The following is a 12,132-nucleotide window of genomic DNA, read 5'->3' on the forward strand; positions in this document are numbered from 1 at the left end:
GGCAAGGTCTATCACACGTAGGGATAGCTTCAGGTTCTCTCAAACCACGTGAAAATTGAGTGAAAGAAACGTTCTCATGATGTGATGGCCGCATCGTCGAGAGGCCCACTGTGTGGCTGATAGCGGCTCCCCAAGCGTAAAAGCCATCAGGATCCACGCACTCGGTTAAAACGCATAAACCAAAGTAGCCGTGGCGCTGCGCGGGGAGCCATACCAGCCACGTGAGCCAATCGCGGTGTAATAAGTCTTGTCGAACACGTTGTTCAGGTTCAGCGAGACGCTGGTTTGTGGCGTGAACGCGTATTGCGCCATCAGATCGACCACGCTGTAGGGGTCTTGGGTGAACGTTTCGTCGTTTGGACCTGCGCCTTTGTAGTATTCGGTACCTTGCCAACGTACTCCACCGCCGACCTTCAACTGCGGTACGGACTGAAGACGATAGCTGGTGAAGAGTTTCAGGGTGTCTCGCGGCACTTCAGTGTTCAGGCGGTCGCCGTCCGAGTCTTTGCTGACGGCGTAGGTGTAGCTCGCCGAGACCTGCCAATCCGGCAGAATCTCGCCTGCCATTTCCATCTCGAAGCCCCGCGTTTTGGTACCAGACTCGGCACGGTATGCCTGGTTGCCATCCGGGGCCAGGTTGCTACCGTCGGCTACCGCCAGGTTGTCCTGATGCACCTCGAATACGCTAAACGCCGTAGTCAGGCGCTTGTCCCAGAATTCGCTCTTGAGACCGAGCTCGTAGTTCTCGCCCTCCAGCGGATCCAGGTAGGTACCTCCGACATCTTTGTTGCTTTGCGGCTTGAAGATGGAGGTATAGCTGGCATAGGCCGACCAGTTCTCGTTGAGGTCATAAACCAGCCCGATGTAAGGGGTGACGACCCCAGTTTCGCTCCGCGAGGTGCGGCTGGTGTCGCCGGATGACAGGGAGGTGGAAACCTCGTCTCGTCTCCAGTCGATGACCCGGGCCCCGGTGATCAGTGACAGGTCATCCGCCAAGCTCCAACGCACCGAAGCCACCAGTCCATCCTGGGTTTCATCTAGAGCATCTTCGGAGGACTTGGTGTGGATGGCGTCAGGTATCGCCAGCGACCCGTCCCAGGTATGGATATTGTCAATGTCCTGGAACGACCACAGAGGATAACCGTCGTTACGGTAGTAGGCCTTGTAGTGACTGGCGCCTAGGTAAGCTTGGTGCTCGCGGGAGAAAAGCTCAAATGGGCCCGACGCCGAGAGATCGAACGAGGTTTGACGAGGCTCGCCGGCCCAACGGCCAGTCCAAGTATTGATGCCGCTGCCATCAGGGTTGACGGTGCCACTGGCCGCAGTGGCAAAGGCGTCATCGTAGCTGCGGCGGTTGTGCTCGGCATTGAGTTTCAGATGCCAGCCGTTGGCGAGGTCGTGATCCAAGGTGGTGAATACGGTTCTAGTTCGACGCTTGTGATAGCTCCAGTCAGCAGCAGAGTTGAATGAGCGGGAAGGGCTGAAGTGACTACCATCTGAATTGAACATCGGGAAACCATGGTTACCTGCCCCGTCGCTGTCCATCTCTTGATATTCAGCGCCCACTGTCAGCATCGTGCTGTCGGTGACGTCCCATTCCAATACGCCATATGCTGCCTGCTTTTCCAGGGATTGGCGATCAATGTGGCTCTGGCTGTTGGTGTTCGATGCGACGAAGCGACCTCGCACATTGCCACTTTCCGTCAACGTGCCGGACACATCAAACTCCTGACGGTAGTTGTCCCAAGAGCCCGCTTTAAGGGTCAACTTACGGTGTGTTTCTAGCGTCGGCTTCTTGCGAATCAGGTTCACGGTCGCGCCGGGATCACCGGTACCGGACATTAGCCCCGTGGCGCCGCGCACTACTTCGACCCGGTCATAACTCACCATGTCGGAAAGGTCGTCCCGGAAGCCATAGGTATTCGGTCGGTTGATGCCGTCGACCTGAATGCTGCCGACCTCGAACCCCCGCACGTAAACGTGGTTGGCATCGCTGCCAGCCGGCCCCATGCTGTCCACGACCACGCCAGGCGTCTGTTCAAGCACCTGGGCAACCTCGTTCAGGTTCTGATCTTCGATCTGCTGACGGGTCACTACGCTGATAGATTGCGGTGTCTCTCGTGCCGAGAGGCGCAGGCCTGTCGCGGTGCTGGCCGAGCCCGTGGTGTAGCTGCCAGTGCCTTCGGTGGTGGCGCCGAGCCCCACGCTGGAAACGGTGGTGGCTGCAAGCTCCATCGAACCGTCCTGGCGGGGACGAACCAGCGCGTAACGCTTTTCTCCAGCTTGCTGTAACTGCAGGCCTGTACCTTGCAGCAGTAGAGCCAAGCCCTGGTCTACCTCGTAGTTACCTCGCAGCCCTTCACTGTTAAGCCCCGCAACTGCTTCATTGCTGAAGTTGACACTACTCCGCTGGCCTTCGCGAATTTATCTATGGTGCTAGCGAGGGAGCCCGCCGGGATACTGTAAGCAAAAGGTTCGGCCCAGACAGTGGCGGTGGTTAGCAGCGTGCCAGACAGGCTGACCGCGAGTGCGGCTTGGCGAAGGCTGGTGGCTGAAGCAAAACGAGTGGACATCCATTGACTCCTGTTCGATAGAACGCAGGCTACCATTACGAAACGTATTGCTAATGATAATGCTTCGCATAAAGGCGGCGCGCATAATCCTTCGGTTCTCTCGTGGTTGTCAATTGGTGTTTTACGGTTCTGTGACGGCCGATTCGTCGTGATGTCGCTATGTAGGCAGTGTCTATTACATGTTGTGATGGCCAGCTTGTCTGCGGGCAGATCACAGACGCTTGTACTCAAGCTTTTCGACCAATCGCGCGGCGGAGGCTGCAGACTCCGCCTGAACCTGATCGGCCTTGTGCTCCAAGGACGAGGGGCTCAGTCCAGGACAATGTGATGGCCGTGAGGGCAGGCCGGTGTAGCCATCAGAAGGCTTCCAGGACAATCTTGCCGCGTGCCTTACCACTTTCGAGTACGGCGTGCGCGCGCTTGAGATTATCGGCGTTGATCGTGCCGAAGTGCTCACCCACGGTGGTTTTGAGTACACCGTCATCGATCAGCTTTGAAACACGTTCGAGCAATTGGTGCTGCTTGATCATGTCCTCGGTTTTGTACAACGAACGTGTGAACATCAGCTCCCAGTGCAGTGACAGCGATTTGCGTTTGAGTGGCACTACATCCAGCTGTGCGGGGTCGTCGATCAGCGCCAGTTTGCCTTGTGGACGAAGCACTTCCACCAACTGCGCAAGGTAGGTGTCGGTGTGCGTCAGGCTGATCACATAATCGACCGTATCGAGCCCGAGCGCTTGCAACTGAGGCGCGATCGGCTTGGAGTGGTCGATGACATGATGGGCACCCAGTTCCTTGACCCACGCCTGGGTCTCAGGCCTTGAGGCGGTGCCGATGACGGTCAGCTGCGTGAGCTTGCTGGCCAGCTGAACCAAAATCGAACCCACCCCGCCAGCCGCGCCGATAACCAGAAGGCTTTGGCCTTTACCTGCATTTTCGACAACGCCCAAGCGGTCAAACAGCAGCTCCCACGCGGTAATCGAGGTCAGGGGGAGGGCAGCGGCACTCGCATTATCCAAGCTGCGAGGCTTGTGCCCGACGATGCGTTCATCCACTACGTGAAGCTCACTGTAGGTGCCCGGGCGGTCGATAGCACCGGCGTAGAAAACCTCATCGCCCGGTTGGAACAACGTCACTTCAGCACCTACCTCACGGACGACGCCGACGGCATCCCAGCCCAGCACCTGTGGTTGCTCACCGCCACGGCTTGCACGGATCTTCGTATCAACCGGGTTGACGGCGATAGCCTTGACCTCGACAAGGAGGTCCCGGGCACCGGGTGTTGGGGTGGGCAGTTGCGTGTCGTACAGCGATTGAGGGTCTTGGATTGGCAAAGCGGGTTGGGTGTAGACGACGGCCTTCATTGGTTTGACTCTCTGATTGAATGTGGGTTAAGGCTAGACGTTTCGATTCAGTCAAGAAATAGCCTGAATGGAGTAAGACTTTGTCGCCTGCGGTGAAAATGGAAGGTAGCGCCGTGATGGCTTTTTACAGAGGTTGGGCGTAATTCGACGTGCATGTCGACAGCTCTCTGGCAGAATCTCGAGCAGTCTATTCTTAGTCAGTGGAGGAAGTTCGTGATGACAGTATCGGAACGAATGGTACTGGCGCGGGAAGCGCCTCGGGATCTGATGTGCTGGTCGAGCTTCGTGGCGCAGACCGCATTGTTGGCGCGAAGCGTACGAACAGGCTGCGCAGGCGTTAGTTTCGGAGCTGCTGCCACTGCTTGTTAGCCCTGAAGCAAAGGCGTGATCCGGCGCAATGATCTGCAGTTGCTCATGCTGACAACTTTGCTGGCCGATCTATGGCGTAGGCTGCCTAACCGTGAAATGCGACCCAAATCAATCCTGTAAACTCGCTGCAAGACTGCCGACTAGAGAGGTGCGATGAGTTTGTACGAGAAGCAAGCGCGTTATCGTCGTTTGCAGAGTGAACAGTCCGCCTGGCGCTTGCTGCGTGCAGATTCGGCACCGATCATCCTGGCGTTCATCGACAGCCTGTTTGTTGACGAACAGGAGGTGTTGTTCGCACGGGCTAAAGCCGCCCTTGAGGCGGAATTGCCGACCTGGCAGGAAGCGTATGGCATGCAAGACAACGCCAACTCGCACCTGCGCAACTGGATCCATGCCGGCTGGATGCGTGAGCATGATGACCACCTGACCCGCACTGACGCCTTTCAGCAGGCACTGCGATTTGTCGAGGGTCTTGAGAGCAGGGATACCACGACATCTGCCACCCACCTACGCCGAGTCCAAGACGCTGTAAGAGACCTGGCAGTCGCTCTCAACCCGAGTGCTGAAGAGCGTTTGCTCGTACTGCGTGAACGGTTGGCAGAACTGAATGAAGAAGTCTTGCGGCTGGAAGCAGGCATCGTGTGCGAGCTACCCAGTGCCGAACAGCGTGAGCGAGTACGCGGTGTCTACCAGATGGCCTCCGAGTTAACCGGTGATTTTCGCCGTGTTGAGGATGACATCCGTCAACTTGACCAGAGCATCCGTGTGCAGATGATCGAATCGGAAGGCGGTCGTGGCCTGGTCATCCAGAACCTTCTGGATAATGAAGAGGCACTTTTGCAGACAGACGCTGGTCAGGCGTTTGACGGCTTCTTCAGACTCCTCTGCGACGAGAACCGGAGCGTAGAATTCCGCGAGCAAATCCGATCGATTTTGAATCGTCCGATTGCCAGATCCCACCTGAATACACAAGAAATCCGTTTTCTCACACATCTGGTGCGTGAGCTGAGTCGCGAAAGTCAACGGGTAATTTCGGTACGTCGCCGCACCCAGGAAAGCCTCAGGTCGTTTGTCGAGGCTGGTGCTCAGAGTGAACGCAGGGCAGTCGAGCAGGTGTTACGCCAACTGGAAAAACTGGCCGTCACCTTTAAGGATCAAGACATTGGCCCACGCACCTCACTGAAGGTACATGTCGCCAGCGGGCCATTCTCGGTTAGCTCGCCATCGAGCATTCGACTGATGCAACCGCAAGCCAGCCTGGATACCAGCAAGGTGGTTCCGCAAAGTAACCAGACCACTGTGAGTGACACCATTCTTGAGTGTCTGGAGGCGGTGAAGATTCAGGAGGTGGCCGAAGCCATGCGCGAACTGCTCAAAAGCCAAGGGCCGATGAGTCTGGCTCAGATCGCCGAGTTGCGTCCTATTCAGGGCGGGCTTGAGGAGTTGGTCGCCCTTGTCCGCATCGCCAAAGCAATTGAAGCGGTTTCCCTTGAGGGCGTCGAGCATCTGGTGGTCGCTGACCGACAAGGCCAGACCATACGGGCCAAAATTCCGGTGCTACTCCTGAGCGCCGACCTGTTCCCGGAGAATTTAGAGAGCCTGCCCCTATGAACCGTGAAGCCCCAAACAACGATGCTTTGGCACCGTCGCTCTTCGACACTTACCGCCAGGTGGCAGTACCGACACTGGCCGCAACAGAACACCCGGAAGATGGACTGGCGGAGCAGGAGCAGCCCGGCGAACTTGACGAAGTGGCCGGCCAACCTGAATCAGAGGTTGTCCAAGGCATTATGCCGGCGGAGGCTCGCCGGGCCCTGAGGCTGCTGTTGAACACGGGTGTTGTGCGGGCGGAAAAGAAACGCCTGGCTTTTGAAGCGCTGTGCCAGCACCAAGCACTCATCGCCGCTCATCTGGCCAACATGTTGCTGCGTATGACGTTAGACCAGAAAGCAGGCATTGCTATCCTGCTCGAGCAGGACTTGAGTGAATCCGAGTTCGGGGATCTGACAGACGAGGATGGCTCAAGCCTGGTTGGAAAACGCACCATGCCGCTTTACGACACCTTGGTGTTGCTGGTGTTGCGCAAGTACTACCAAGAGCGGGAAGTCATTGGTGAGAACAAGGTGATGATCGATATCGACACCATCGCCGAACTCATGACCCCTTTCTTGAAGCTGACCAACAGCAGCGCTCTTGAGCGCAAGACCCTCAATGGCTCTATAGCCAAGCTGCGCGATAAGCGCCTGCTGGCGAATGTGCGCGGCGACGGTGACCGATTGGAAATTACCCCGGTCATTCGGTACGTGGTCAATGCCGACTTCCTGAATACCCTCCTAAGCGAGTACCAGCGGCTGGCCGACCAGGGGAGTGTGATGGATCAACAGGAGGTAGAAGACGATGCCTGACATGACCAGTACCAGCTTCGGCGATCTATTCTCTACAGGACAAATCCGCCTAGCGGAGATCTCGGTTTACAACTGGGGTTCCTTCCACGGGTTGCACACGGCAGTGATCGACCCTGAAGGCACCCTGATCACCGGTGATAACGGTGCGGGTAAGTCGACGCTCATCGATGCGCACATGGCGCTGCTCAATCGACCTGGGCAAACGTCATTCAACATCGCAGCCTCGCAAGGTGATCGTTCAGATCGCAACCTAATGTCCTATATTCGCGGTAATTACGGGACAGCACACGACGGTTCCCAGACCCTCAACCTGATGAAGCGCGATGGCGCCACCATGACCGCGTTGCGTGCCCTGTACCGGGCCGACGACGGCTCCTTGATCACGTTGGTGTCCATGTTCTGGATTCGCCAGGCCGGCGCCTCCATGACTGACCTCAAGCGTTTCTACCTGGTGGGTAAGCGGAATGTCAGTCTGGAAGTCCTCCTGCAGCAGTTTGGTTCCAACAACGTGCGCCAGCTCAAGCAGTATGTCGATGACGACCCAATGCTTAAGCACTTTGACAACAGTTTTTCTGCCTACCAAGAGTATTTCACCCGGCTGCTACGCATGGAAAACTCCAATGCGCCGGCGCTGCTGCAGCGTGCATTGGGTCTGAAGAAGATTGATGACCTCACAGCGCTGATCCGTGAACTGGTGCTGGAGCCCAGCAAAGTTCGCGATCTGGCTACTGGGGTTGTCAAGGAATTCGACGATCTGATCGCCGTCCACAATGAGCTGGATACAGCCAAGCAGCAAAAGGAGGTGCTGAGCATCCTGCCAGACCATAACCGGAACTATGAGCGTTCGTTGGAGGAGCAAGGGCAGGTCAATTCAGAGGCCGCTGGGTTGACTGCATTCTTCGGTGAGCAGGGCAACCGACTCTGGGAACTGCGCTGTGAAGATCTGGATCGCTCGCTGGATGACCTGACGTCGGACGGTAAGCGTTTGGCTGTGTCGGCGTCGCAGACTGAGGAGCGTGTAACCTCACTTTTACACGCCTACCAACAGCAGGGCGGTGATCGCCTTGATAGCCTGCGGCGTGAGGTTGCGGATGCGGAGAAGGGCTACCAGACCACGATCAATAAGGCCCATGATTATCAGAAGGACACTCGTGATCTTGCGCTTGCTGAAACGCTTACGGCGAGCGCCGTGCGGGACAACATCGCTTCGGCCAAAGCTGTCCTGGTTGATTTACCCGCTCAGATTGACGACGCGAAAAATGCTTTCGGTGAGTCGCGTGGCATTCTCTCGGGCATTACCCAACAGATAAAGAGCCTGCAGGCCCAGATCAGTGAAATTGAGAAGCGGCCCAACTCCAACATTGACGCCGCCTTTCAGCGCCTGCGGGACGAGATGGTTGAGAGCCTGCAACTCAACAAGGATGGCGTCGTATTCATCGGTGAGCTCCTTGATGTGCGCAGTACCGAAGCCCCGTGGCGCGGGGCAATTGAGCGGGCGCTTGGGGGCCACCGGACAACGTTGCTGGTGCCCGAAGACAAGTTCCGCATGGTGACGGGCTGGGTAAACAGCCGGCACACCGGCCTGCATGTTCGCGTCCAGGTTGTCAGCAAAACCGAGCGTAACCCGGAGTTCCTCGGCGACGGATTCCTGCGCAAACTGGAATGGAAAGAACACCCGTATCGTGAATGGCTAAAGCGCCATCTGGCGCGTGTCGACCTGCACTGTGTGGATTCAGCAGAAGTGCTCAATGATACTCCTTACTCAATGACCCGCGAGGGCCTGGTACAGATGGAGAAGGGGCGTTTTGAGAAGAAGGACGGGACACGCGTCGACGATAAAAAGAACTGGTACCTCGGATTCAACAACCTCAGCCGGCTGGCAGCATTGCAGGAAGAGGGGGAGCGCCTGCGGAATGGGCTCGATTCCGCCCGATCCGACGAAGCTGTGAGACGTCAGGAAATGGACAACTTGGTGGCCTCTGAGGCCATCTGGAAGCGTGTGGCTCAAACCCTGTGGGATCAAATCGACGTTACTTTGGCCGAGCAACACCTGGACACCCTCAAGAACGACCTTGCGGCCCTCAATGCTCCAGACAGCGATCTGAGCAAGGCCAAAGCGCTGCTTGAACAGGCTAAAAAAGAGCTCCAGGAAATCCGCACTGCGCAAAACCAAAATGCCAGAGAGGTAGGGGGGCTCGAGTTGGAAATTCAGCAGGCCAACAAAAGTCGGCAAGTTGCAGCCCAGGCTGCCAGTGCAGGTTTGGTAGATACGGTGCGCAGCTCACTGGCCCTGCGTGTTGGCATTCTTACCCTGGAACATCTGGATAAACTCCATCAACTGGAGAAAACCCAGCGAGAGTTCCTGAGTGATGCATTGAACTCGATTGGCAAACGAGCGACTCACTACAACGGTCGCATGATCGCGATTATCAACAGCTTCAAGACAAAGTGGCCGTTGGTTGCCAATGACTGGTTGACGACTATCGAGGGTCGCCAGGATTACATCGACTACCTCGACAAGCTTAATAACGAGGGCCTGCCGGATCTGGTTGAACGCTTCCAGCAGCGGTTAAACAACAATACCACCCAGTCCCTGGGCCGCATGCAACGGGCCATTGATGATGAGCGTGAGGACATTCAAGATCGTATCGCCACCATTAACGAAGTGCTGGAGCGTACTGAGTTCAACCACGGCACGTTTCTGCTGCTGAAACATGAGGATGAGCATTACGCGCATGTCAAAGAATTCACAGCCCTGTTGGGCTCGGTGCTTAAACATGCCTCAAGCGTTGATCACGAGGCTCGGTTCCTAGAGCTTTGCAGTCTGATCAGCAAGCTAGAAAAGGCGACCAATTCAGCCACCGCCATTAATCTGGAAAGTCAACGCCTCCTCGATTCGCGCTACCGCATGACGTTCTATGCCAACGAAATCGTGAAGGAAACCGGCGCCGTGCGTGATGTGCTTCGCTCATCGTCAGGCAAGTCCGGTGGGGAGAAGGAATCGTTTGCCGGCATCATCGTGGCGGCAAGCTTGGCCTATGTGTTGACCCCGGATGGTGCTCCGCACCCGATGTACTGTACCGTTTTCCTGGATGAAGCCTTCTCCAACACTGCCGATAAGGTGAGTCGCCGCGTGCTGCGGGTGTTCCGTGAGCTTAAAATTCACGTCAACTTGATTACACCCTACAAGAACCTGAACCTGGCTCGTGATTCAGCCCGATCTCTGATCATTGCCGAGCGTAAGATCGATGGCCATGAAAGTCGCCTGAGCCAGATCACTTGGGAGCAACTCGACCAGCAAAGCGCTGAACGCCGGGAAGCCAAGCAAACTCAATTGGCCGGGGTCGCTGAAGGCCTGGGCATTCAGATGGAGCAACGCTAATGCGCAGTTGGGGGCGTTTGCCAACCGAGGTCATGCGCGAGGTCGAGCGCCTTGAGTGGAATAACGCAACCAATCTACGGGGGCGCCTGCAGGGCATGCGGCGCTTTCCGATCAGCTTGCCGCTTAAGCCACCAGCGGCTGGCGATGCATTGATGGACATTGACCACTTCCACAACTGGGTCAATGCCTGGCGGCAATGGAGCAAGCCAAGTCAGGTTAAGTGGGTAACCCGCAGGTATCGAGTGGTGGGAGATGTCGAGGTACCGGAGCGGCTTGATCTTTCGAATGTTAAAGAGTTGATTGAAGCCATCGGGCCGGCAGCCGTCCAGCGTTCTCAAATCTGGGCGGCACTCATGGAGCCCCTTCTGGCAGTGGATCGAAATCTGTATGACACCCTCATTCGCCAGATTCTTGTAGTCGAGCAAATGAGCCATCGGGCTGCCCAGCAGATGGCGAATGTTCTGCCACAGTTGCGTCAGGGTATGGGGGATGGGTGTTACCTGCGGGGGGTGCCTGTACAAGGGGTTGATACCAAATTTCTGGAAACGCACACACCTCTGCTGACCACCTTGCTTGATGTCATACACAAAGGGGCACTGTGTGAAGCCGGTGGGCTGGAGGCCTGGCTCGGCTGCCTGCAAACCCCGAGCAACTGGCTCTATATTCGACCCTTGTGTCCAGAACTTAGGCAGCAAATGGGTGGCTTCTCAGTATTCCAGATTCCCCTCGAAGAGTTTTTGGCGCGACCATTACCTGGTCGCAGGGTGTTGGTCGTGGAGAACACCAAGCCCGGCTACGCCTTGCCCGAACTTCCAGACACTGTCGCCATCTTTGGCGGTGGCCGGAACACCCAATGGCGTATGGCTCCATGGCTCGCCGAGCGGGATGTAGCGTATTGGGGAGACATCGACAGCTGGGGGCTGACTATTCTTGCTCACGCCAGGCAGGCACTGCCAGGGATTACGGCCTTGATGATGGATCACGAGACCTTAATGGCGCACATGGATTTTTCCGTGGAGGAGCCGCGCTCAACGAACCTTCCTGCTGTGGGTTTACTGTCGGAGGAGCGCCTGCTGTTTGAGTCGCTTATCAAATCTGCGCAAAGCATTATCCGTTTGGAGCAAGAGTACCTTGCCCAGGATTATGTTTTGTCCAAGCTATACAGTTGGGTGAAATAGGTGAGGAGGGTGGTCAACTCCGTAAATTCGTCGAGACCATCGGGGTGGGTCTGGTAGAAATGTGTGCCAATCACCCCGGTAGCTATTTTGGACTTTGCCTTCACCAACATATACTCAATGACTGGACGTTCTTCATTATCGCCCTGTTGGGTGCGATTCAGAGATTGCCTTCAGATCCGGTATAACTTGCACCTTGGACTTTGCCACTGGCATCGGACAGGCACGACCAAGGAGCGTCCGCGTCAGGTACGTTGATTGTCACGCCAATTCCCGCTTCGGCGGTCATGACGTCGGTCACCGAAAGTTTGCTGACGGCCACGCCGGTCATCTTCGCCACCTCGGCCAGGCAGGCTTTCTCCGCCTTGCTGGTGGTAGATGTGCCATTGGCGCTACTGGCACTCGCCGCACCTGATGTCGCTGGCTTGCAAACCCCGTTGGCCCCGCCTTTACCGGTATAGGATAAGTCCCATGATTCATCTGGATTCCGCGTGAGGGAAATCACCACGCCAGAGCCCTTAGCTTCATAGGCGTTGTCATTAAATTTCTTCAGTTTGGCCTCCTTGCCATTGATGAACACCGGCCCGCCCTGATCCGCATGCACGGCGATATTAGTCGGGCAGTCGTAGTTGAGCTGCGGAATATCAGCACTGGCCACGGTGGCAAACAGTAACGTGGTAGCTCCCAGCAAAAACTTGTTCATATTCATGCGACATTCTCCTTCCGTTTGAGAGTGGTTGCACGTACTGCACAAGCGCCATGGTCATACGACAGCGGGCGCAGGCCTGAGGCGGGGCGAAACGACTTGTCGCCACCTCGCCGACAGTGCTTCGGCAGTATAGGTGGTAGTGGCCAGTTTGAACG

At 56.5% G+C, this 12,132-nt stretch carries 6 protein-coding genes and 1 pseudogene; 4 read left to right on the plus strand and 3 right to left on the minus strand.

Annotated elements, in window-relative coordinates:
- Window positions 1–165 precede the first annotated feature (165 nt).
- Both LOY26_RS12700 and LOY26_RS12705 read right to left on the minus strand, forming a co-directional pair.
- Window positions 166–2,573 (minus strand): annotated as a pseudogene (locus LOY26_RS12700) (TonB-dependent siderophore receptor).
- A 356-nt stretch (window positions 2,574–2,929) separates the two neighbouring features.
- The gene (locus LOY26_RS12705) at window positions 2,930–3,937 is read right to left on the minus strand and encodes a zinc-binding alcohol dehydrogenase family protein (protein WP_258714851.1); all 1,008 of its coding nucleotides are present in this window, start codon (window positions 3,935–3,937) and stop codon (window positions 2,930–2,932) included.
- A 522-nt stretch (window positions 3,938–4,459) separates the two neighbouring features.
- On the opposite strand from LOY26_RS12705, the gene LOY26_RS12710 reads away from it, so the two are divergent.
- The 4 genes from LOY26_RS12710 to LOY26_RS12725 are packed head-to-tail and all read left to right on the plus strand — an operon-like array spanning window position 4,460 to window position 11,271.
- Window positions 4,460–5,917 carry a DUF3375 domain-containing protein gene (locus LOY26_RS12710; RefSeq protein ID WP_186653138.1) on the plus strand — a complete coding sequence of 486 codons (1,458 nt, stop codon included), beginning with the start codon at window positions 4,460–4,462 and terminating at the stop codon, window positions 5,915–5,917.
- Window positions 5,914–6,711 (plus strand): DUF4194 domain-containing protein, encoded by a 798-nt coding sequence (locus LOY26_RS12715; RefSeq protein ID WP_186653140.1) that lies wholly within the window; start codon window positions 5,914–5,916, stop codon window positions 6,709–6,711. Before LOY26_RS12710 ends, LOY26_RS12715 begins: the two co-directional genes overlap by 4 nt.
- Window positions 6,704–10,093, plus strand: a complete 3,390-nt coding sequence (locus LOY26_RS12720; protein WP_186653143.1) for an ATP-binding protein — start codon at window positions 6,704–6,706, stop codon at window positions 10,091–10,093. The genes LOY26_RS12715 and LOY26_RS12720 overlap by 8 nt, the downstream gene beginning before the upstream one ends.
- Window positions 10,093–11,271, plus strand: a complete 1,179-nt coding sequence (locus LOY26_RS12725; protein ID WP_258714852.1) for a DUF3322 domain-containing protein — start codon at window positions 10,093–10,095, stop codon at window positions 11,269–11,271. Before LOY26_RS12720 ends, LOY26_RS12725 begins: the two co-directional genes overlap by 1 nt.
- Window positions 11,272–11,428: 157 nt before the next feature.
- On the opposite strand, the gene LOY26_RS26885 is transcribed toward LOY26_RS12725, so the two are convergent.
- Window positions 11,429–11,977, minus strand: coding sequence for a hypothetical protein (locus LOY26_RS26885; RefSeq protein ID WP_309475611.1), 549 nt, complete (start codon window positions 11,975–11,977; stop codon window positions 11,429–11,431).
- Window positions 11,978–12,132: the final 155 nt, after the last annotated feature.

It is taken from the genome of Pseudomonas sp. B21-047 (genome assembly GCF_024748775.1).
Lineage (GTDB): Bacteria > Pseudomonadota > Gammaproteobacteria > Pseudomonadales > Pseudomonadaceae > Aquipseudomonas > Aquipseudomonas capeferrum.